Here is a 22,721-nt window from a genome sequence, read left to right as displayed (position 1 = left end):
GTGACGGACTCTAAACTAGCTATTGACGTAAATTAAAATCATTATGAACGTCGAGTGGATGCAATATTCGTTCCGCTTAAAAACGTCAAAAAGCTGTCTTACCCCCATGGCAAAGACAGCTTTTTGTTATTTAAACAAAAACTGAAATGATCGAAACCATCAAAGCTGATATTCGATTTCACCCGTTCGTTTCACTGGATCAAAATCGACCACCGCAACCCCAGAAGTCACGAACATCGGTGGCGTTGCATTTGAGGCAAACACCGAGGTCATGTAACTCACCAATGGTAGATGTGAAACCAACATAATGCTGTCAAGGTTTTCCATCTCAGCAATGGCGCATACATATTGCAGAACGTCATCTGCGTCACCATAGGGGGTGATATCTTCAAACACTTCGACATTTTGTGTGTCAAATTTGTGACCAATATTATCCCACGTTTGCTGGGCTCTCACATAAGGACTCACGAGAACCTTATCCAGTTGAGTGACGCCTTGTGCGTTCAACTTATCCGCGGCAGCCAAGTTGCCATCAACACCTTTCGCTGTTAATTGACGCTCAGAGTCCGATGAAGCAAACATTTCCGCTTCACCGTGACGCATAATAATCACTTTCATTGCTCTAACCTTAATCTGTCACGGGACAACAGAGACCTACATCAACTTAAGATATAAGCTTCCCGAGTCGTAGCCGAGTATTTTCTTGCTATTTTGTACGACATACAAGTATCACTAGTGCAAACCTGTGAGCTGTCTATACTAATCGAGCTATCTTCATGCAACTGTTGCGCAACTATTTTCATTAAACATAGCATCATTTGCGTCGGTATAAGGCGAAGTTTTGCTTTGCAAAGCCCTTTTTTCATTAACAATTTTACCTACAAACCATTTCACCTCATACTATATTCAATGTATCTAGATACGTTTGCCTAGCTTTTTGACGCACCGATGGATCGCATTGTACTCAACGATAACGATGAGCAAAGTCGACTTCATGCCTTTTGGCGTCCTTGGGCAATCTCCTTATTCATGACGTTGCTCCGCTCTCCAGTGGCCTCGCTATAGTGGGCCTCAATTTATCCATGGAGTTCGAGTAACCTACTTTTCGGAGCTTTTTCGTGCATATTAGTCCCAATGATAAATGCCAATACCGAGCCCTTACTCTCGACAATGCGTTGCGGGTGTTACTGGTTCAAGATGCCCAAGCGCAAAAATCTGCCGCTGCACTCGCGGTCAATGTCGGCCATTTTGATGATCCTCAAGATCGCGAAGGACTCGCTCACTACCTTGAACATATGCTATTTCTCGGTACCGAGAAATTTCCCAACGTCGGGGAGTTTCAACGTTTCATTAGCCAGCACGGTGGAAGCAATAATGCCTGGACTGGCACGGAACATACCTGCTTTTTCTTTGATATCAGCAACGACACCTTCGAGCAAGGGCTAGACCGATTCAGTCAATTTTTCATAGCGCCGCTGTTTAACCCAGACGCAGCAGATAAAGAGCGCCATGCCGTCGATTCTGAATACAAAATGAAACTCAATGATGACAGTCGACGACTCTATCAAGTGCACAAAGAGCTTGTGAGTGCCCAGCACCCCTTCAGTCAATTTTCAGTGGGAAATATAGAAACCCTAGAAGACAGGGAGAATGAATCTATTCGTGATGTGGTCATGCAATTTCATCAGCAGCAGTACTCCGCTGATATTATGACACTCGTGCTGATTTCACCCGACTCTCTCGACACTCTAGAGCAGCATGCAACCAAATACTTTGCCTCAATCGAAAACAACAGTAAGCAAGGCAAGACAGTCTCTGTCGCTCTCGTTGATGAAAAAAGTGTCGGTCTGCGGGTTCACGTTGAACCACTAAAAGAGATGCGCAAGCTCTCCATTGCTTTTATTTTGCCAGCGATGGACGATTACTACCAAACTAAGCCACTCTCTTATATCGCTCACCTGATTGGATATGAAGGGCCTGATAGTCTGATGCTCAAGCTCAAGGAAGCGGGCTGGATATTAGGTTTATCCGCAGGCGGAGGCGTTAGCGGCAGCAATTATCGCGAATTTACTGTGAGCTGCTCTTTGACTGAAGTGGGACTTCAACACATTGACGATATTGTACAAGCTATCATGCAAGCTATTCGTCAAATCGAGTCACATGGGTTGCAAGAGTGGCGTTATTGGGAGAAACAAGCCGTTCTTGAAGCAGCATTCCGTTTTCAAGAGCCGACTCGTACGATGGACAAGGCCAGCCACCTTGTGGTGAATATGCAGCATTATGAGCCTGATGATTACATCTATGGTGACTATATGATGGCCGCCTATGACGAAGTTGCAATCAAACAATGTCTTGGCTTTTTTACCACACAAAACGCGCGTATTACTGTGGTTGCCCAAGGGCTTGAATACGACCGTGAGGCGAAATGGTATTTCACTCCCTATTCATGCCGATCTATCACACCACAAGAACACGCATACTATTCCGAGCAAAAGCCGACCTTTGATTCGGCACTGCCAGAGAAAAACCCATTCATCTGCTACGACCTTGAACCCAAAGCCATCGAAGGACAACAAGATAACCCGACGATCATAGAGGAAGCAGAAGGGTTCACTCTTTGGCACTTGCAAGACACCGAGTACCGGGTACCAAAAGGGATGACTTACATCGCCATTGATAGTCCTCATGCGGTGGCAAGTCCAAGCAATATCGTCAAAACGCGCCTGTGTGTTGAGATGTTACTTGATGCGTTAGCACAAGATACTTATCAAGCTGAAATTGCTGGCATGGGTTACAACCTCTACACCCACCAAGGGGGAGTTACACTCACGGTATCAGGCTTTTCACAAAAGCAACCAGAGTTACTCAAGATGATCTTGAAGAAGTTTACTGAACGTAGCTTCAACCCAGAGCGTTTTACTACCATAAAAACCCTGTTGGCGAGGGCGTGGAATAATTCTGCAAAAGATAGACCTATCTCGCAGCTATTTAATGCGATGACGGGCCTATTGCAACCCAACAACCCGCCCGCATCGGTTTTGGCGCAGGCGCTAGAGAGCATAGAGCTTGATGAACTGCCACCCTTTGTCGAGCAACTGCTGGCGACCTTACATGTCGAAATGTTCGTTTATGGTGACTGGACACAAAGTGAAGCGTTTGAGTTAGGTGAGACCATCAAAAACGCGCTGCGCGTAAAAAACCAGACCTATGAAGAGTCACTGCGCCCCCTCATCATGTTAGGTAACCAAGGAACTTATCAACGAGAGCATCAATGTGGTCAAGATGACTCTGCCGTCGTGGTTTATTACCAATGCGATAATTCTGACACTCGCTCCATCGCACTCTATTCGCTGGCCAATCACCTAATGTCTGCGGCCTTCTTCAATGAAATTAGAACCAAGCAACAACTGGGGTATATGGTGGGAACAGGCAATATGCCACTGAACCGCCACCCAGGTATCGTAGCTTATGTTCAATCGCCTAAAGTGGGCCCCAATGAGTTGATCCAATCTATCGATGAGTTTCTCAATGCGTTCTATATGGTGCTGTTAGAGCTCGACGACTATCAATGGCATAGCAGCAAGCGTGGCCTTTGGAACCAAATTGCGACACCCGATCAAACCATGCGAAACCGTGCTCAACGGCTATGGGTTGCCATCGGTAACAAAGACCATGAGTTCAATCAAAAAGAGGTGGTTTTGGATGAGCTTAAATCCCTCACTCGAGCGGATATGATTCGCTTTGTCGTGAATGAGCTTAAACCTAGAACCTCAAACCGTTTGGTGATGCATACGAAAGGGAATGCCCACAACGATTGTGAGCCACTTTCGCTAGGTCAAGAAATTGGCTCAATTAAAGAGTTTCAGCTTAAACCGAAAGACTGTGAACTGGGTTAGATAAACCCGTGAGTAAACTCACTCTTGCTCGGATGCCACAATCGCTCTCAGGCTATGAGGGTGGAGTTTGATACAAATACCCTGGTGCTTAAATGCCACCGTTGGATTGTTTAAACGCTCCCCCTCTCCCTTCGGGCTTGATAGTTTCATTTTCACTTTAAGGGCATCAAGGTCGCTTAAGGTTTGTGACAAACGCGGAAAAATTATCTGCAAATCCTCTAAGTAAGCTTGGGCAGTTTGAGCTTCAGACGGCACAACAAATTCCACGTGCTCCCACCCTTCCTGCGGGTAGATTTTACCCTCTACCGGAAATGGAAGTTCTAGACACTCAATTGTCCATTTTTCTGTATTTAAAGGCTGGTTAAATAAGCTAACGATAATCGGTCGACCGTTGATCTGTGCCTGAGAGATTTCAACACCCGATAGCCCCCAAGCATCTCGTGCTTGTTGCGCCAGTTTTGTGTCATTAATTCGCAGTGCAATATGATCAGCTTGATAACTTGAAAGATCTAAGCCTAGCAACCGAGCAAGCTGGTCAATTTTGTCCATGAACAGCGGCAGATCTTCTTGCATTTGTGACGGAGTTAAGCGCTTCAATGATAATGAAGTCATGATTTTTCTCTTGTTGAGCGAATTTGACAGGCAATATACCCCGTTTGTGACAAAATTTCCCCAAATCCTCTCTGTATGACAGCAAATAAAATTGTTATCATTAGCGCCATTTTTGTGAACTCAAACAAAACTCGGCGATGTTAAGCCGAGCTTTTCGTCCTTGAAATGAAGGAAACGCGTGTGAATATCCAAGCACTAATTAATGACAAAGTATCTCAGGCTCTAGAAGCCGCTGGCGCACCGGCAGGCAGCCCTGCAGCCGTTCGTCAATCAGCAAAGCCACAATTTGGTGATTACCAAGCAAACGGTGTAATGGGCGTTGCGAAAAAACTCGGCACAAACCCACGAGAATTTGCTCAAAAAGTGCTAGACGTTCTTGATCTACAAGGTATCGCGAGCAAGGTTGAGATTGCGGGCCCTGGTTTTATCAACATCTTCCTAGATGAAGCTTTTCTGGCTCAGCAAGCAGATGCAGCGCTGGCGGATGCTCGCCTTGGTGTTAACGCTGAACAAGCACAAACAATCGTAGCAGACTACTCTGCACCAAACGTGGCAAAAGAGATGCACGTTGGTCACTTGCGCTCAACCATCATCGGTGACGCCGTTGTTCGTACACTTGAGTTCCTAGGACATAATGTTATCCGCGCTAACCACATTGGCGACTGGGGTACACAGTTCGGTATGCTTATCGCTAACCTTGAGCGCGTACAACAAGAGTCAGGCGAAGTGTCAATGGAACTGTCTGACCTAGAAGCATTCTACCGTGAATCGAAAAAGCTCTACGATGAAGATGAAGAGTTCGCAGTAAAAGCACGCAACTACGTTGTTAAGCTACAAAGCGGTGATGAGTTCTGCGGTGAAATGTGGAAGAAGCTGGTTGATATCACCATGATCCAGAACCAGCGTAACTACGACCGTCTTAATGTGTCGCTTACCCGTGATGACGTAATGGGTGAGAGCCAATACAACAGCATGCTACCAGGTATCGTTGCTGACCTTAAAGCACAAGGTCTTGCAGTTGAAGATGACGGTGCACAGGTTGTATTCCTTGATGAGTACAAAAATAAAGATGGCGACCCAATGGGCGTTATCATTCAAAAACGCGATGGCGGATTCCTATACACGACAACAGATATCGCGTGTGCAAAATACCGTTATGAAGAGCTGGGCGCAGACCGCGTTCTGTACTTTATCGACTCACGCCAGCACCAACACCTAATGCAGGCTTGGACTATCGTTCGCAAAGCGGGCTACATTCCTGAGTCTGTATCACTTGAGCACCATGCCTTTGGTATGATGCTGGGTAAAGACGGTAAACCATTCAAAACTCGCGCGGGCGGTACAGTTCGTCTAGCGGATCTTCTTGACGAAGCTGAAGAACGTGCAGCCAAGCTGATCGAGTCTAAGAACCCTGATCTTGATGCTGACGAAAAAGCAAACATTGCGACTACTGTTGCGATGGCGGCAGTGAAATACGCCGATCTCTCTAAGCACCGTACTACAGACTACGTGTTTGACTGGGACAATATGCTGGCATTTGAAGGCAACACAGCGCCTTACATGCAATATGCTTACACGCGTGTCTCTTCTGTATTCGCAAAAGCTGGCGTTTCAATGGACTCGCTAGAAGGTGAAATCAAAGTCACTGACGAAAAAGAGAAGACCCTGATCGCGAAGCTGATGCAGTTTGAAGAAGCGGTTCAATCTGTCGCTCGTGAAGGTCAGCCACACATCATGTGTAGCTACCTATTTGAGCTAGCGGGTCTATTCTCAAGCTTCTACGAAGCGTGTCCAATCTTGTCTACTGAAGATGAGAGCATCAAGCAAAGTCGCTTGAAGTTAGCAGCGCTAACGGCGAAAACCATCAAGCAGGGCCTATCGCTACTAGGTATCGATACTCTAGATCGCATGTAATCTCTTAACGAGAACAGTGAAACTTCAAAAGGTTGACGTGAGAGCGTCAACCTTTTGTTTTATATGGCGTATAATTTCATTACTCAGCCGACAGGGAACAACATTATGAGCTTTGAACTTCATCCACAATTAAGCAAAGACACCACGGTTATTGGGCACTTCCCTTTATGTGTCGCCCTACTGCACAAAGACAATGCGGTGCCTTGGGTTATTCTCGTTCCTAAAAGAGCAGACTTGAAAGAGCTTCACCATCTGCCAATGAAAGAGCAGCAACAGTTCTTGCTAGAATCACAAGCGGTTAGCCAAGCACTGGAAGCAACCTTTCGTCCAGACAAACTCAACCTGGGCGCGCTTGGGAATATGGTGCCTCAGCTTCACATTCATCACATTGCTCGCTTTAAAGATGATATCGCTTGGCCCGGACCTATCTGGGGCAACACCGAAGGCCAACTTCGCGCCGATGAAGAACAACTTCAATTAATGACACGTATCCAGAATGTATTATCGCTAAGCTCACTCTTTCAGAAGGCTTAATGTGCAAAGACCTGCCATTTTGTGCTGAGCCATAGGTTATCTTATTACCAAGTTGAAAATCTAGATTATAAAAAAGGCTGAGTCGCTAAACTCAGCCTATTCATCACATTTCGACGGTCAGTGATAGCCCACCCCGTTGAGTTATCGCATAGCGTACTCGTTGCTCTTGCGTAACAGGAGAGGTATCCACCAGCCGGGTTAATTTACCCTTACTTATCCAAATTGCCAGCATTGCATCGACACCATCGGCACTGATTCCAAAGTGTTGAGCAAGTTGCGCTTGCCCAACTGTGCCATTTTGCTTGATGTACTCAAACAACCGAGAGACGATCATACTGGCGAAGCCTCAAGTGCTGAGCGCTTAGCTCCTGCTTTTTTCATTAATCCGTAAGTCGTGACGTAAGCCCCTACAATGACGATCATCCAAACCGCGCTTGACAGCGGGTGGTCAGCAAAGTGTGCTGCTTGATAGTAGAACGTCGCACCAAAGTAGGCGAGAGCCATTGTCCACACCGCTATAAAGCGAGCAAATAGAGCACCAAACTCTTTAACATAAGCCCCCATCGCCGCCACACATGGGGTATATAGCAAGATGAAGATTAGGTACGCAAATGCCGCATGACCAGTCGCAAACTGTTGCTTTATATTGGCGAAGATTGAGGTATCCACCTCCTGCTCTTCTGCCACTGCGCTTGTGTCTGTCAAGTCCCCTACCTCAATGCCGAGAGGATCAGAGTAGCTCAACCCGGCCAAGTTTTCTGGAATTGACATTACCGCTTCTTCAAGGCTTGCGATAAGATCAAACGCTTCGTCTTCACCTTCGGCAGAGGTATAAAGGTTGTTCAAAGTACCAACAACAGCCTCTTTAGCAAAAATACCAGTAATAATACCCACGGTCGCTGGCCAGTTATCTTGCTGAATACCGATTGGTGAAAACACCGGTGTCACCACTTGCGCAGCTTGAGACAATACCGATTTGTCACTGTCTTCGTTGCCAAATGAACCATCTGTACCCATTGAGTTGAAAAAGCTCAGAAGCGCGACCACTACCACAATCGTTTTACCCGCTCCAAGAACAAAACGTTTGAGCTTCTGCCACGTTTTAATCATAACATTTTGTATCGTAGGCAGTTCGTAGTCAGGCATTTCCATCACCAAACTATCGCTGCTACCTGGGTAGAGGGTTTTCTTTAGAAATAGTCCCGTAAAGACAGCAGCAACAATACCAAGTAGATATAAGGCGAAGACGACATTCTGACCAGAGCCTGGGAAGAAAGCAGCTGCAAATAACGCGTAAACTGGCAGACGTGCTCCGCAAGACATAAACGGCGCCATGGAAGCTGCGAGTTTACGCTCGCGCTCTTGGTCAAGAGTACGCGTTGCCATAATAGAGGGTACATTACAGCCAAAACCCAATACTAATGGAACAAACGCTTTGCCCGGCAAACCTATTTTCTGCATCACTTTATCAAGGACAAACGCCGCTCGCGCCATATAACCTGAGCTTTCGAGTACCGCTAAGAACAGGTACAAGCAGGCGATCACCGGAATGAAGGTGGCAACCGTTTGAATGCCACCACCAATACCATCAGCCAATACCGTCACTAACCACACCGGCAAATGATCATCCAGCAGATAATGTCCGCCATCGACGAGTAGCGCACCGACACCAATATCAAAGAAGTCAATAAATGCACTACCGATGTTAATTGAGAACATAAACATCAGATACATGACAACAAAAAAGAAGGGAATCCCCGTCCATTTATTAAGGGTAAATTGGTCGATTTTCTCTGATACGCTGCGACTCAACCCGCCTTCTTTACGGCGTACGCGCTTACAAAGCTCATGCAAATAGCCATAACGTACGTTGGCCACTTGCAGATCGACATCTATCTCTATATTCACCAGAGCATGATTGACTCTCTGCCGTGTATCATCGGAAACACTATTTAAGATCAGCGTATCTTGTTCTAGTGCTCGCACTGCTAACGCCGATGAAACCACTTCGCGGCCTTCAAATAGAGGCGACAACGCCATTATTTGTTGGGTAAGTTCAATTCCGTAGTCAAGAGAAAAAGCATGAGTAGCAATGCTTTGAACCAGCATTTTATGCAGTTTTTCTTTGAAGCTTGCGACTTGCTCTTTATCCGTTGCCGACATAAGCAACACCGGACAGCCCAGTGCTTTCTCTAACCCTTTGACATCAATACGCTGGCGCTCACGTTTAAGCGCATCAAGCTTGTTAAGTACCACGATCATCGGGCGACCCAACTCTCGTAGCTGTGTTGTCATATAAAGGCTGCGCTCTAGGCTAGTTGCGTCTACCACATTGATGATCACATCGGCAGGGTGCGTAAGAATAGCGCGTGAAGCAATAGATTCATCAATACTATTACTGTCGTTGCCGCTATCTAAAGAGTAAATGCCGGGGAGGTCAGTGAGCTCAAACTGTTCGCCTGCGTGCTCAAATTGGCCTGTTTTCTTTTCAACGGTCACACCAGCCCAGTTGCCCACCTGCTGTTTGGCACCGGTTAGTGCATTGAAGAGTGTGGTCTTACCGCTATTTGGGTTACCCACTGTTAGAATCGTGTAGCTCATAACGTCACCTCAATACTCTCTGCAATCGCGTTACGCAGCGCAATCGATACGCCACGCACCTCAACCTGCAACGGGTCGCCCATCGGTGCTCGACGAATTAAACGTATTTCAGTATTGGGTAGAATCCCCATTACCATAAGTTTTTTGCGGACAATGCTGTCGAGTTGCTTAAACCCACTGACAGTCGCCCTTTGACCTGGGGTGAGCTGAGATAATTTCATTGAGATAAAATCGCTATTGATAACTATTATTATTTGCAATAGTACCCTTCATTAGTATTTTCGTCCTCGATTGAAATCATATTTTCCACTTTTAATGTGAGGTTTTTACATTTGCAGCAAATACTCAACGCTAAACTCTCGTTAAAAACGTCAAATATTGATTTTAACGAGAGTACTTTTTCAGTCGAATAAGGGATTCACCAGCGCAAATTAAATAAAAAAGCAAATAAATTCAATCGACTAACCTTGACTAGGCTAAATGTCGCTTTTATTACACTAACTTGTCGTTAATTTAATACGTGAAATAAGTTCAATTTCGTATAGTTAACCCATCCACGGGAGAGAGCAACCGCTCTTAACCAATATTGAATTCCAGAGGTGTTACATCATCTGATGTGACACTCCGGCAGCAAGCGAAGGTGTCATTGACACCCGTGGTATAGTCCCCCCGGCTATACCACGTTATTTTTTTTCTAATTACCTCCCCAGCACTTTTTCCCCTTTGTTTAGGCAGATAACTCCTTTTATTCAGATCAAAAAAACGGCACTCATACAAAGCACCGCTCTTAATTACTTACTCATTTTTCTCTTTCACGCTAGCTCGAAGTCAACTAAACCAATTCAGTTACACCACTTTGCGTATCGACAAATCGTGACGGTGACAAACCATAGTGAAGTTTAAATCGCTGGCTAAAGTACGAGTGGTCGTTAAATCCACAATCAAATGCGACATCAGAAATACGCTGGCCACTGAGTAGCTTTTCACACGCTTTTTCTAACCTCAATTCAATCAATGCCTCAGTAAAGGTCTTATTGGTCATCGACTTAAACTTTCGCTGTAAGCTGCGCTCCGAAGTAAACAGTAATTTGGCCGCTTGAGCCGTACCAAATTGTGCATCACTGTAATGCTCTTCAAGCAGCGCCTCAACTCGGTGTAGCCAACGAGTTTGCGCGTCTAACGCTGTACTGCGATTGTGCGGTGTATTACTGTGCTTTTGATTCGCGGTGTTATCTGCCTTTCGGGACTCATTGTCCTGCGATACATCTGTTGATCGCTCTATCCGCTCACTTGCCGCTTGATTGGTACAAGAGGCAATATCCCACGCCAAAATAAGACAGTTTTTCTGTGAGCTAACCTCTCGCGTGAGTACTCCACCTGAGAGTGAGGCGTGATAAGGAAGCGATTCATAGGCGACAGAACCCTGATGTTTGTCTCGCTCGTCTAAAAACATTGGTAGCTGCCTGCCCTGATCGGTAATCAGCAACGATACTTGGCTATCATCAACCTTCCACTCAAGTAACAGTGAACCCCCAGACATTATTCGCCTTAGGCTATTTGCAAGGATCACATTCAGCATGTTGTCTAAGTTCATTTGCTGAATCATGGCACAAGCTCGAGGTTCTTGATGCTTGAACTCAACGGCAACACCCTTCAAATCAAATTCATTTTGCCAGCAATTAATCGCCAGTTTAGAAATAGGCAACAGATCGTAAGCTATCGGCTCTAAAATATGACCCTCTCCCGACATACGTAGCATAAGCTCAGCCTGATTGAGCTCCCCCTCTGCCACACTGTTGCCATCGTGACATTGACTGAGGGACACATTCCCGAGCAACGCTTGTCGAATCTCAATCTGCTTTCTTAACAGCTTGTTACTATTGAGTACCGCTTTACTTTGATGCTTTAGCTGATTCGTTTTCAGAGCAACTTGAGCGCGCAATCGTCGGTTTGCTAGCATCACCCTGTGTGATCGCCAGATAATCAAGCCTAATATGAGACACACCGACGCTACGGTAAACAGTGCTAAAGCCATTGGCTTCATGAACCAAGGTTTTTGTACCTCAAAGGTGAGAGCGTCTGTCGCCACGATTTTGCCAAACGGCGAAATTAACTGTACTTCAATTTTATGCTGACCGGGATGCAGGCGATCAATTGTGACCTGTCGACCTTCAAGTGGCGTCCATTCCTTCTCACTCCCGAGACGATAGTATTTTCTATTGCCCGTGTTACTCGGCAACGTTCCGATAAGAAAACTGATTGAATCACCAAACTCAATGCTGATTGGGTTACGGTTTACCATACCAGTTTGAATTGGGTGAAAGTTAACATCCACCTGACTAAATACAATCTGCGTTTCTGGTTGAGATGCCTCCAACAGCTCGGTGGCATTGAAACTTAACAAACCTGAACGTGTTCCGAAACTAACCTGATTGACATCGAACTGCTCGTTAACACAAATGTTAGCGAGAAATTCATTGTTGATTGTCCCCTGTGGGGGCGAATAGTGGCGTGTCAATGTGCCGTTATGCTGATAAAGCGATAAGCCCATAGAAGAGGCAAGCCAGACGCCGTGATCAGTAGCGGCTAAACATCTTGGACCAATACCTGCACTCACGGTTTCAAGTCTAGTAAGAGCCAACGAGTCCAAATCCAACTCATAGAGACCATAAGTCGCAGCAACCCAAACCTTATCCTGGGTGACTTTAATATCGATTACTTCACCCAATTCATAGGATTGACGAACAAAACGCACTCTATTTTGCTTGAGTATATAAAGCCCATGGTCAGTACCAATAAACACACTTTCATCCGTATGGGCGACTAGCTCTGTCACTTTTGCTGGCAAGTACTGGCTAATCCACCAATCTTGCCCGAGAGAACGAAACTCTTTGCTCTTAAGGTCTAGCTGCCATAGGCTTTGATCTGAAACGCCCCAAAGCGTTCCATCTTTTGTTAATTCAATCGATTGAGGCGCTTTAACACCAGGGGGCAAATACTCCAACTCACTACTATTGGTTATTAGATCAAAACTCACTATACCTTCAGGTGTCGCCAGCCATAAAGCTTGCTGATACTGGGCCACATCAAGCACTTTCCCGCGATAAACCAGTTTTGGAGATTCTCTTTTCTCAGGGTTAAGCTTGTACAGTCCTTCATTGGTCGCTAACCAATAACCTTCACTCTGCTCACTTGCCGTTAGATAAAGGGCTTTCTCGCCCCGAGACATTTTTGTCACTTCATTCGCTGACAGACGGGAATAATGACGACTAAACAAAGAGTGATAACGCACCCCGCGATCACTTCCGACCCAAAGCCCGCCATATTGGTCATTGACTAGCGCGTAGACTTTATCGCCAACAAGATTGTAGTCACTTAATTGACTCGACTGTAACTGTGTTATCGCCCCTGTTTCTGAGGTGTAGACGAACAGGCCATTTTCCGTCCCAACCCAATAACCTTCGTCTGTTTCAGCAATCGATAAGACATGTGAATTGCCAATGTAACGTGGCATCTTGGTCTGCTTATGAATGCCGAACACCAGTGCGCCATTAAGTGTCCCCACCACCATTTCCTGTCGATTTGATGAGTAGTGAAGCTTTTCAATATAGCGCTTTCCAGACGCTGGAACGTGTTGAAACTCACGCTCATTCGAGACATAAACACCAGAATTCGTTGCCAATACCCATTTACTACCTACCCTCTCTGCATCCGTCACATAAATTTGGCTTGATTGATTTTGCCGATACACCGACAGCAACGGAAAAAGATCAAGAGTCTGGCTTTCTATATGGTAGGTATAAAAGTGATTGTCATCGGTAAACCACACCCAATCATCACGCGAGCCTATAGCCTGAATCTGTTGGCCTGGCGTAATATTGATTACAACTGAAGCGGGTTGATTTGGCACGAGTTTAAGCAGCTTGTGATCTTCAAACGTCCAAAATATCCCATGATTGTAGGTGAGATGATCATAGGATTGACTAAAGATACTGCCACGACTAGGCAACACCGTGTCGCCATCAAAGAAGTAAACGTCACCGTGAACATCGTGTATCCAAATGCCGCCAGTATCAGAGGCAAAGAGCTGCTTCGAGGAGAATACCTTCCCTTGAGAGAGGGTTGGAAGGGGATAAAATACAGAAGTACGCGTCCCTGCCGCGTAAATCGGTTGAATAGCGAATAGCCACCCGATCAGGATGACTGCAATAAATATGAGTCTGCGCAATGGTTTCTGTCCGACAACAAGTCAAATCTAATCGCAACGCTTATGGTTAGTACCTCTATAAAAAAAGGGTTTCTTATTTTGCGATGCTAAATAATGATATTAACTTATTGTCGAACAAATTTGGACTCACTACGAGTAGCAATCAGTAAAGCGCAAAAACGGTCACATGTAAGGGAAAACATACACTCCCTTTACACACACTTTTGCGAGTTACCCTTCTTTTGCCAAGCAGCTTACAAAGCTGTCTGCTAATTGATTCATAAATTCGATATAGCTACCTTGTTGAACCTTAATCGTAGAGGCGACAGGGTCCAAAGTCCCTACTTCGACATTTGAGCCACGAGTCACAGAGTTAATCACAGCAGGCGTAAACTGAGGTTCTGAAAAAACACATTTAGCCTCACCTTTGGCAAGAGTTTTACGAATTGAAATCAAGGTTTTTGCACCTGGTTTGCGCTCTGGGCTCACTGTGAAGTGTCCAAGATTATTTAGTTCAAATTCATCTTCAAAGTACCCATAAGCGTCATGAAAAACGAAATACCCATGACTTTTTACTGATGAGAGTTTTTGTGTAATCGCTCTCTTCTCATCGTCTATTAACTGCTCAAAAGCCAAGTAATTTTCCTGATACCGCTGTTTGTTCGCCGGGTCTCGCTGAGACAACTCTTGTGAAATAACTTTAGCGATATCTCGCGTCGTGTTCATACCAAGCCAGAAATGTGGGTCCGTCGAACCATGGTCGTGACCATCATGACTGTGCCCATCTTCAAACTCACGCAGTTCAACACCATCAAAATCGCTAATCGTGATAACTCGCTTGTCGCCGTCTACTAAGCGCGACATAAAGGTTTCAAGATCGTGGCCAAACCAAATAATGATATCTGCATTTTGTATCTTCATCGCATCTGACGGACGAAGTGCATAATCATGGGGTGATGCACTAGACTCCATTAGAACATCTGGCTCGGTCACACCTTTGGTGAGTTCAAGCGTAATCATTTGGATTGGCTTGAAAGACGTCAAAACTTCTAACGCCTTAACTGGAGTAGAAAAAATTGCTAGGCTCACAATAAGTGGCATTATCCTTTGCATGGCTGTGTTCATCTTCTTGGTTAGATTTAAAGAAAGGTAAATGTTACATTATAACATTACATTTTTGCAAATGAGTCTTATTTATGGAGTTCTATTAATGGCTGCCCTACTCTCTCTGACCAATGTCAGCGTCAACTTTGACGGGCGTTCTGTATTAAACAGGGTTTCACTCAACATTGAGCGTGGAAAAATAACCACCATTATCGGCCCAAACGGCGCCGGAAAATCAACGTTAGTGAAAGTTGTCCTTGGGCTCGTCAAACCAACGGATGGCCATGTCTCGTTGAGTAATAACATTAAGATTGGTTATGTACCGCAGAAGCTATCTCTCAACGAAACACTACCACTCGATGTTTCACGCTTTCTAAGGCTGTCGGGTAAATATAGTCAGCAAGAGCTCAATAGTGCAATGAAACTCGTTGGGGCAGAACATCTAGCAAAAAGTACCATGAACACTCTGTCGGGTGGTGAAACCCAGCGCGTTCTTCTTGCAAGAGCCTTATTACGTAGGCCGGATATACTGGTGTTAGATGAGCCTGCACAAGGTGTCGATGTGCAGGGTCAAATTGACCTCTATGAACTGATTGAGAGTCTACGACATCGCTTCGATTGTGGCATCTTTATGGTGTCGCACGATCTGCACTTAGTCATGGCTAAAACAGACGAGGTCATCTGCTTACAACATCACATATGCTGCTCTGGCGCTCCTGAAGACATCTCCACACACCCTGAGTATCTTGCTCTATTTGGTCATCGAGGCAGAGAGGCGTTCGCGGTTTACACCCACCAACATCAACATCATCACGACTTGTCAGGCAATCCAGTATCCGGTGATGCCGAAGCATGCTGTAATCCACTTCACGGGCATCACCATGATTGAGTTTCTATTACCATCACTACTAGCCGGTCTTGGCATCGCATTAATTTCTGGTCCGTTAGGCTCATTTGTCGTGTGGCGTCGCATGGCCTATTTTGGCGATACACTGGCGCATGCCTCTCTAATGGGCTTAGCGCTAGGCTTACTGCTCGACATCAATCTCTATCTGGCACTAACGGTTTGCTGTTTAGCCCTAGCAATGATTCTTGTGACGCTGCAAAAACAGAAGATGATAGCCACCGACACGCTATTAGGTATATTGGCACACAGTGCACTCTCTTTCGGCCTTGTTGCCGTTAGTTTTCTTGATAACGTGCGTATTGATTTGATGAGTTACCTTTTTGGTGACTTGCTTGCCATCAGCCCTCAAGACTTATGGTTCATTTACGGTGGTGTTGCCGTTGTGCTAACCATAGTCGCCAGCGTTTGGCGACCTTTGCTCAACTCAACAGTGAGCGAAGATATTGCACAAGTCGAAGGGGTCAATGTCGACTTGATGCGACTGATCCTAATGTTGCTTGTTGGTTTAGTGATCGCGGTAGGAATGAAATTTGTCGGGGCTTTAATCATCACATCGCTACTAATTATTCCAGCCGCGACAGCAAGGCGATTGTCTTCTTCACCCGAAATGATGGCATTAACCGCTTCATTGATAGGGTGTGTGTCTGTGATCGCTGGGTTGTCTATGTCATGGCATTGGGATACACCTGCTGGCCCATCCGTCGTGCTCGCATCAACCTTTATGTTTATGCTTTCTCACACAATCCCTAAACGCAGTTGATTCACCGACGCCATCGCTAATTCAGCACCTACAAAAATGCCAGAGTCGAATGACTCTGGCATTTTTGTTGATCAACAAAAGGGAATCTTAGCGATTACGCGCCTTCGTTGTGTAGTTCTAGATTGGCAAGATCTTGTTGAATTTCACGCTGAACCTTAGAATCATCATTACGCAGTTCATCAAGGAAATCTAGGTAAGCTTGGTCAATATCACCTGTCACATATTCACCGTTAAATACTGACGTTTCGAACAGTGCAATATCAGGGTTACCAAGGCCCACTGCATCAACCAAATCTTCCAAAGTTTGGAAAATCAGTTCATCAGCACCAATACGCTCACAAATCGCTTGGTTATCGCGGCCGTGTGCAATCAGCTCGTTTGCACTTGGCATATCGATACCGTACACGTTCGGGAAGCGAATCTCTGGCGCAGCAGACACCATGTAAACTTTGTTTGCACCTGAATCACGCGCCATCTCAATGATCTGCTCAGACGTAGTACCGCGCACGATAGAGTCATCAACCAGAAGAACGTTTTTACCCTTGAACTCAGAGCGAATAGCATTCAGTTTACGACGTACCGATTTCTTACGTTGCTGCTGACCCGGCATGATGAATGTACGTCCAACATAGCGGTTTTTAACAAAACCTTGACGGTATGGTTTGTCAATCGCTTGAGCGATTTGTAGTGCGATATCACACGATGTTTCAGGGATTGGGATCACGACATCGATGTCGAGATCAGCGTACTCTTTCTGAATGCGCTCACCCAGTTTTTTACCCATTTCAACGCGAGCGCTGTAAACAGAAATTTTATCGATGAATGAATCAGGACGAGCAAAGTAAACGAACTCAAAGATACACGGGTTAAGCGTTGGGTTGTCTGCACACTGTTGCGTGTGAAGTTGACCGTCAAACGTGATGTACACCGCTTCGCCAGGAGCAACGTCACGCATAAAGTCGAAACCCACTGCATCAAGTGCAACTGACTCAGACGCTACCATGTATTCAGTGCGACCTTCAACTTCGCGCTTACCAAGGCATAAAGGACGAATACCATTTGGATCACGGAAGGCAATCAAACCGTGGCCAATGATCATCGCAACAACAGCGTAAGCACCGCGAATAGTACGGTGAACATTGGTTACTGCACGGAATACATCTTCCGTTGTCACGTTACCCTTCACCATGTCAATTTCATGTGCAAGCACGTTCAACAACACTTCAGAGTCAGATGTCGTATTAACGTGACGACGGTCTTTCTCAAACAACTTTTCACGCACTTTGTGCGCGTTCGTTAGGTTACCGTTGTGTGCCAGCGAGATGCCGAACGGAGAGTTAACGTAAAATGGTTGTGCTTCAGAAGCGCTAGAGCTACCCGCTGTTGGATAACGAACGTGACCAATCCCCACTGTTCCTTGTAAGCGCTGCATGTGTTTTGCTTCAAACACATCCTTCACCAATCCATTGGCTTTGCGTAGACGAAAACGATTGCTATCGATGGTACAAATACCCGCTGCATCTTGGCCACGGTGTTGTAAAACAGTCAATGCATCATAAATTGACTGGTTTACAAGGGAATTACCAACGATTCCTACGATACCACACATGTGTTTACCCTCGGTTTTAACAGTGACGGCGCTATAAAGCGCCGGATAAAAAGCTAGAAGTTTCTGTTAAGTGCTCGAAGAAAGGTGCAATGATTCGACTGAACTCAGGAACCAATTGCGAACTCTTCCACCACTCTGATTCTGGGAATGCAGTAAATGCATCCATAAAAAACAGAGCTGCCGATACAATTAGTACGCCTCGCAGGCCACCAAAAACGATGCCCAGCACTCGATCGGTTCCAGACAAACCGGTTTTCTGCACCAACTGGCCAATGACGTAGTTTACGACTGCGCCAACCACCAAGGTTGCAACAAACAAAGCCGCTATCGCAGCTCCATTTCTAACCAGATCGTCCTGTATATTTGAAAAATAGACGGCTAACTTAGCATAGTAGGTACTGGCGATAAAAAATGCGCCAAACCAAATAACGAGGGACAACGCCTCTTTGGTAAAACCTCTAACTAAACTGATCAAAGCCGACAGACCGATCACACTTAAAATGACAATATCTAATGTATTCATGGCAACTACAAATCAAGTTGGCGCGCATTTTAACAGAAAAAACGCTGACGCAAACGTTTTCTTATGGGTTTAGTGGTTTAAATTTAAGCAATTGACCTTTTGAGCCGGTAATTTTCTCCAACTCTGTCACTTGCTTCTCTAGCTTACTTTTTGAAACATCTGGACCGATGATCACACGAGTAAATCCATTTTCTTCTTTGGTGTGAGCTTGATAGCCACGATTTTGTAGGTCTTTGACCAAGTTAATCGCATTATCTTTGTTCTTCAGTGCCACCAATTGAATGATCCATGCAGAGTCTTGGTATTGATTGCGCTCAGGCACTTCATTCACGATAACATCCACCACTTCAGGTTCTGGAGTCACTTCGATTGGCTCAGCGTCAGTGACTATTGCTTGCTGTGGTTCATTCTCATCGATCGTCGCTTCAACAGGGGCATCTGGCAATGATACTTCATCGACAACAGGCTCAAGAATCTCGAAGACCTCTGGGTTTTCATCAACCAGCGGCTTGAGAGGAATGCTCGCTACCTCTTCCTTGTAATGCAACTTCTTACCATCAAACAAGTCAGGTAAGACAATAATACCCACCGCGACAAGTATGATGGTTCCCACTAAGCGGCTTTGAAACTTACTAACCATTTAGGCTCCTTGTGATTCGATATGCTGTAACACTTCTCCCACCGTATGGAAGGAGCCAACAACCAAGACTAAATCATCCTGTTGCGCTTGCTCGAGGGCGGCTTGATAAGCTTCTACAGGCGTCGAGTAGTCTTTAAACACATCTGGTAAATGCTGGCTAAGTTCACTCGCCTGTGCCGCTCTCGGGCCGGTTAAGGAAGCCGGATACCAATGTGTTGGCAATTGCCCTAACACTTCAAGAGTGGCCGCAATATCTTTGTCGTGTAGCATCGCGACCACAGTATGAATGGTTTGATTCGGATAGTGTTGCTTGAGTTGTTCAACTAAATACTCTGCTGAATGCGGATTGTGCGCCACATCTAACAGCACTTTGGGCTTATTACCCTTGAGCTGCATACGCCCCGGCAATGTTGCCTGCTCTAATCCTTTCACAATATTGACATCGCTAATGTCCAGCTCGGCACATCCTAATGCCATAATCGCTGTTGCTGCGTTCGCCAATGGCAGTGTTGGAATAGGTAGAGTATCTAGGCTAAATGATCCGCTATTCCAGCGCCATGTTTGACCACTGCCCTCTAGCGAGTAGTCGTATTGGATACCCACTTGGTGCAGTTTGGCGCCAATGTCATCGGCATGACCTGCCACCGTCGCGGGTGCTTTCGGTTGGCCGCACACCGCCGGCTTATCAGAACGGAAAATACCCGCCTTTTCAAAGCCAATGACATTAATGTCATCCCCCAACCAATCAACGTGGTCAACGGCTAAACTCGTAATCACCGAGACATCATGCTCGACAACGTTGGTGGCATCTAAGCGTCCACCGAGGCCAACCTCTAGAAGCACAACATCAACTTGGTGTTGCTTAAATAGGTAAAGAGAGGCCAGTGTACCGAACTCAAAAAAGCTTAAACTCGTGTCGCCACGCTGCTGGTCGATATGTGCAAAGGCACGACTGTGCTCGGCATCTGGCAGGTCTTGTCCATTAATGCGCACACGTTCGTTGTATCGAATCAGGTGGGGAGAGCTATAAACACCGACAGAGTAACCAGCATCAAGCAGAATCGCTTCCATCAGCGCACAAGTAGAACCTTTGCCGTTGGTACCAGCGACAGTAATGACTTTTGGGGCAGGTTTAGTAAGATTTGCTGTTTGGCAAACAGCTGACACTCGGTCGAGGCCAAGGTCTATCGCAGAGGTATGAATATTGGTTAAATAATCAAGCCACACCGAAAGAGGCGATGTGGCTTGAGGAATCGTTTGTTGGGTCATCTAATGTCAACCAAGATAGTGGTTTGAATTAGCTCTACTTTACCCTTTTTCTTCGGCTTCTGGTACTTCATAAGGTGCTTCTGCTGGAGATTCATCCACAGAAACAACAAGAGGCGATGTTGTGTTGGTTAATTTGGCAATCAAACCACCAACTCGTTGACGCATCTCGCGACGATCAACAATCATATCGATAGCGCCGTGCTCCAACAGGAACTCACTACGCTGGAAGCCTTCTGGTAGGTCTTCACGTACGGTCTGTTCAATAACACGACGACCAGCAAAGCCAATCAGTGCGTTTGGCTCACCGATGTTTACATCACCTAGCATTGCTAGACTTGCAGAAACGCCACCCATGGTTGGGTCCGTCATTACAGAAATATACGGTAAGCCTTTTGCAGACAGACGCTCAAGTGCGGCACTGGTTTTTGCCATTTGCATCAGCGACATTAACGCCTCTTGCATACGTGCACCACCACTTGCTGAGAAGCAGACTAGGCCACACTCGTTTTCAATCGCAGCTTCTACCGCTTTAACGAAGCGCGCGCCAACAACTGAACCCATAGAGCCACCCATGAAAGAGAACTCAAAAGCACACGCCACAAGCGGCATGCCTAATAGTTCACCTTTCATCACCACCAGCGCATCTTTCTCACCACTGGCTTTTTGCGCTGCTGAGATACGATCTTTATAGCGTTTTGAATCTTTGAACTTCAGCTTATCGGTCGGCTCTAGATCTGTCGCCAGCTCCTCACGATTACCTTCGTCTAGGAATGTCTCTAAACGCTTGCGAGCGTTCATACGCATGTGGTGGTCACACTTAGGACACACCTCAAGGTTACGCTCTAACTCTGCGTGATACAGGACTTGTTCGCACGACGTACACTTGGTCCATACCCCTTCTGGGATAGACGCTTTACGTGAGCTAACAATATTGGTTTTGTCTAAAATCTTTTCGAGCCAACTCATGGAGGACCTTTTCTCTTTTATTTCCGCAACCTTGCAGAAATAGTCAATTCTTAAAATATGCCGAGGGATTAAAGCACATTAAGTGCCAGCTGTGGACAAAAAACTGGTTGTACCTATTTTCCCACTTACCTGCTTGCTTACAATCTAATCGCTTTCTCGACGAAGTTACGACCCATCACCGAACAGTTGGTTCCATAACATCACAACTTACGGGACATTCGCCACATAAACGCCCTAACGACAATTGCGACACGTGACTTAACTGTCCACATTAATCATCGTCTAAAATCGGTGATTTTTCCGATAAATGTCGTGATTTTGTTGGTTTAGTTCAAATTCTCTGGCAAAAATAGTGGCCCTAATGGCAGTCTTGGCAACTCAAACTCTTGCGGGTAATCAACGTCGACCAAATATAAGCCTTCGGCTTTAGCAGTGGCAGAGGCTAATTTGCGATCTTTCGCCTCTAAAAGCCACTTGATCCACTCTGGTTTCTGTTCACCACGCCCAACCGTGATCAATGACCCTGTAATATTACGTACCATATGATGGACAAAGGCGTTCGCTTTAATATCAATCACCACATATTGACCATGACGTGTGACATTAAGATGCATCATGTTGCGCCACGGGCTATTCGACTGGCAGTGAACCGCACGAAACGAAGTGAAATCATTTTCGCCTAGTAGGTATTGTCCAGCTTCCTGCATTTTGGCAACATCGAGCTCACCGTGGTAATGACTCACACCGTGAGACAAAATTCCGCCACGATAAGGCGAGTTAAAAATTACATAGCGGTAACGTCGCGCCGTTGCGGTGAAACGCGCATGGAAGGTATCCGGCACTTCTTTAGCCCAGCGCACAGCGATGTCTTTCGGCATGTTCGTATTCACACCCATAGTCCAAGCGGCCATCTTACGCACTGAAGTCGTATCAAAGTGAACAACTTGGCCAGTGCCGTGAACACCAGCATCAGTTCGACCAGCGCATTGGACTTCAACAGGATGATTGGCAATTTTGCTCAGTGCTTTTTCCAAACACTCTTGGACACTTTTTACATCACGTTGGCGCTGCCATCCGTAATACTTGGCACCATCGTATTCAATACCTAACGCTATTCTCATGATCTTCTCGTTTTGTGCTTTGGGTCGGGAATTATACCCAAGTCAATTTAAGTTGCCA

17 protein-coding genes and 2 pseudogenes are annotated in these 22,721 nt (G+C 45.8%); 5 read left to right on the top strand and 14 right to left on the bottom strand.

The features are described from left to right. Positions 1-159: 159 nt before the first annotated feature. The gene (sixA, locus tag QWZ05_RS17440) at positions 160-618 is read right to left on the bottom strand and encodes a phosphohistidine phosphatase SixA (RefSeq protein WP_264877032.1); all 459 of its coding nucleotides are present in this window, start codon (positions 616-618) and stop codon (positions 160-162) included. A gap of 500 nt (positions 619-1,118) precedes the next feature. Here sixA and QWZ05_RS17435 point away from each other — a divergent pair, with 500 nt between their 5' ends. Beyond that, positions 1,119-3,896, top strand: a complete 2,778-nt coding sequence (locus QWZ05_RS17435) for an insulinase family protein (RefSeq protein ID WP_290299708.1) — start codon at positions 1,119-1,121, stop codon at positions 3,894-3,896. An 18-nt stretch (positions 3,897-3,914) separates the two neighbouring features. Here the strand turns inward: QWZ05_RS17435 and QWZ05_RS17430 are convergent, their stop codons facing one another. Next, positions 3,915-4,511 carry a VOC family protein gene (locus QWZ05_RS17430; RefSeq protein ID WP_390216862.1) on the bottom strand — a complete coding sequence of 199 codons (597 nt, stop codon included), beginning with the start codon at positions 4,509-4,511 and terminating at the stop codon, positions 3,915-3,917. Positions 4,512-4,688: 177 nt separating this feature from the next. Between QWZ05_RS17430 and argS the strand changes: the two genes are divergently transcribed. After that, positions 4,689-6,422, top strand: a complete 1,734-nt coding sequence (argS, locus tag QWZ05_RS17425; protein ID WP_264877029.1) for an arginine--tRNA ligase — start codon at positions 4,689-4,691, stop codon at positions 6,420-6,422. A 105-nt stretch (positions 6,423-6,527) separates the two neighbouring features. Further along, positions 6,528-6,956: an HIT family protein gene (locus tag QWZ05_RS17420; protein WP_264877028.1), complete on the top strand. Its 429-nt coding sequence runs from the start codon at positions 6,528-6,530 to the stop codon at positions 6,954-6,956. Positions 6,957-7,059: 103 nt separating this feature from the next. On the opposite strand, the gene QWZ05_RS17415 is transcribed toward QWZ05_RS17420, so the two are convergent. The 5 genes from QWZ05_RS17415 to znuA form a co-directional block, all read right to left on the bottom strand. Further along, on the bottom strand, positions 7,060-7,290 hold the full coding sequence (locus QWZ05_RS17415) for a FeoC-like transcriptional regulator (RefSeq protein WP_264877027.1): 231 nt from the start codon (positions 7,288-7,290) through the stop codon (positions 7,060-7,062). After that, positions 7,287-9,557 (bottom strand): Fe(2+) transporter permease subunit FeoB, encoded by a 2,271-nt coding sequence (feoB, locus tag QWZ05_RS17410; protein WP_290299702.1) that lies wholly within the window; start codon positions 9,555-9,557, stop codon positions 7,287-7,289. The genes QWZ05_RS17415 and feoB overlap by 4 nt, the downstream gene beginning before the upstream one ends. Then, positions 9,554-9,778 (bottom strand): FeoA family protein, encoded by a 225-nt coding sequence (locus QWZ05_RS17405; RefSeq protein WP_264877025.1) that lies wholly within the window; start codon positions 9,776-9,778, stop codon positions 9,554-9,556. The genes feoB and QWZ05_RS17405 overlap by 4 nt, the downstream gene beginning before the upstream one ends. A gap of 611 nt (positions 9,779-10,389) precedes the next feature. Next, on the bottom strand, positions 10,390-13,785 hold the full coding sequence (locus tag QWZ05_RS17400; protein ID WP_290299699.1) for a helix-turn-helix domain-containing protein: 3,396 nt from the start codon (positions 13,783-13,785) through the stop codon (positions 10,390-10,392). A 210-nt stretch (positions 13,786-13,995) separates the two neighbouring features. Further along, on the bottom strand, positions 13,996-14,877 hold the full coding sequence (gene znuA / locus QWZ05_RS17395) for a zinc ABC transporter substrate-binding protein ZnuA (protein WP_373875565.1): 882 nt from the start codon (positions 14,875-14,877) through the stop codon (positions 13,996-13,998). 97 nt (positions 14,878-14,974) lie between these two features. Between znuA and znuC the strand changes: the two genes are divergently transcribed. Together znuC and znuB are read left to right on the top strand one after the other, a co-directional pair. Then, positions 14,975-15,757: a zinc ABC transporter ATP-binding protein ZnuC gene (gene znuC, locus QWZ05_RS17390; RefSeq protein ID WP_290299697.1), complete on the top strand. Its 783-nt coding sequence runs from the start codon at positions 14,975-14,977 to the stop codon at positions 15,755-15,757. After that, on the top strand, positions 15,750-16,535 hold the full coding sequence (gene znuB, locus QWZ05_RS17385) for a zinc ABC transporter permease subunit ZnuB (RefSeq protein WP_290299695.1): 786 nt from the start codon (positions 15,750-15,752) through the stop codon (positions 16,533-16,535). Before znuC ends, znuB begins: the two co-directional genes overlap by 8 nt. 94 nt (positions 16,536-16,629) lie before the next feature. Here znuB and purF read toward each other — a convergent pair whose 3' ends face one another. The 7 genes and pseudogenes from purF to truA all read right to left on the bottom strand — a co-directional run bounded on the left by purF (position 16,630) and on the right by truA (position 22,663). Further along, positions 16,630-18,144, bottom strand: coding sequence for an amidophosphoribosyltransferase (purF, locus tag QWZ05_RS17380; RefSeq protein WP_264877020.1), 1,515 nt, complete (start codon positions 18,142-18,144; stop codon positions 16,630-16,632). A gap of 31 nt (positions 18,145-18,175) precedes the next feature. After that, the gene (locus tag QWZ05_RS17375) at positions 18,176-18,667 is read right to left on the bottom strand and encodes a CvpA family protein (protein ID WP_264877019.1); all 492 of its coding nucleotides are present in this window, start codon (positions 18,665-18,667) and stop codon (positions 18,176-18,178) included. Between the two features lie 61 nt (positions 18,668-18,728). After that, positions 18,729-19,010 (bottom strand): annotated as a pseudogene (locus QWZ05_RS22395) (SPOR domain-containing protein); the annotation flags it as partial. 77 nt (positions 19,011-19,087) lie between these two features. Beyond that, a pseudogene (locus QWZ05_RS22390) lies at positions 19,088-19,307 on the bottom strand (cell division protein DedD); the annotation flags it as partial. Then, complete coding sequence (gene folC, locus QWZ05_RS17365) at positions 19,308-20,576, bottom strand: bifunctional tetrahydrofolate synthase/dihydrofolate synthase (protein WP_264877017.1); 1,269 nt, start codon at positions 20,574-20,576, stop codon at positions 19,308-19,310. A 39-nt stretch (positions 20,577-20,615) separates the two neighbouring features. Continuing rightward, on the bottom strand, positions 20,616-21,542 hold the full coding sequence (gene accD, locus QWZ05_RS17360; protein WP_264877016.1) for an acetyl-CoA carboxylase, carboxyltransferase subunit beta: 927 nt from the start codon (positions 21,540-21,542) through the stop codon (positions 20,616-20,618). 326 nt (positions 21,543-21,868) lie between these two features. Further along, positions 21,869-22,663, bottom strand: a complete 795-nt coding sequence (gene truA / locus QWZ05_RS17355; RefSeq protein WP_264877015.1) for a tRNA pseudouridine(38-40) synthase TruA — start codon at positions 22,661-22,663, stop codon at positions 21,869-21,871. Positions 22,664-22,721: the final 58 nt, after the last annotated feature.

It is taken from the genome of Vibrio agarivorans (genome assembly GCF_030409635.1).
GTDB lineage: Bacteria > Pseudomonadota > Gammaproteobacteria > Enterobacterales > Vibrionaceae > Vibrio > Vibrio agarivorans.
The sequence above is the reverse complement of the archived record's forward strand: the minus strand, read 5'-3'. Positions and strand labels throughout refer to the sequence as shown.

Coding starts and splice junctions, on each gene's coding strand:
- truA (WP_264877015.1), bottom strand. CDS start 22,663: ATGAGAATAGCGTTAGGTATTGAATACGATGGTGCCAAGTATTACGGA.
- QWZ05_RS17375 (WP_264877019.1), bottom strand. CDS start 18,667: ATGAATACATTAGATATTGTCATTTTAAGTGTGATCGGTCTGTCGGCT.
- znuB (WP_290299695.1), top strand. CDS start 15,750: ATGATTGAGTTTCTATTACCATCACTACTAGCCGGTCTTGGCATCGCA.
- accD (WP_264877016.1), bottom strand. CDS start 21,542: ATGAGTTGGCTCGAAAAGATTTTAGACAAAACCAATATTGTTAGCTCA.
- QWZ05_RS17415 (WP_264877027.1), bottom strand. CDS start 7,290: ATGATCGTCTCTCGGTTGTTTGAGTACATCAAGCAAAATGGCACAGTT.
- znuC (WP_290299697.1), top strand. CDS start 14,975: ATGGCTGCCCTACTCTCTCTGACCAATGTCAGCGTCAACTTTGACGGG.
- QWZ05_RS17405 (WP_264877025.1), bottom strand. CDS start 9,778: ATGAAATTATCTCAGCTCACCCCAGGTCAAAGGGCGACTGTCAGTGGG.
- purF (WP_264877020.1), bottom strand. CDS start 18,144: ATGTGTGGTATCGTAGGAATCGTTGGTAATTCCCTTGTAAACCAGTCA.
- sixA (WP_264877032.1), bottom strand. CDS start 618: ATGAAAGTGATTATTATGCGTCACGGTGAAGCGGAAATGTTTGCTTCA.
- folC (WP_264877017.1), bottom strand. CDS start 20,576: ATGACCCAACAAACGATTCCTCAAGCCACATCGCCTCTTTCGGTGTGG.
- QWZ05_RS17420 (WP_264877028.1), top strand. CDS start 6,528: ATGAGCTTTGAACTTCATCCACAATTAAGCAAAGACACCACGGTTATT.
- znuA (WP_373875565.1), bottom strand. CDS start 14,877: ATGCAAAGGATAATGCCACTTATTGTGAGCCTAGCAATTTTTTCTACT.
- feoB (WP_290299702.1), bottom strand. CDS start 9,557: ATGAGCTACACGATTCTAACAGTGGGTAACCCAAATAGCGGTAAGACC.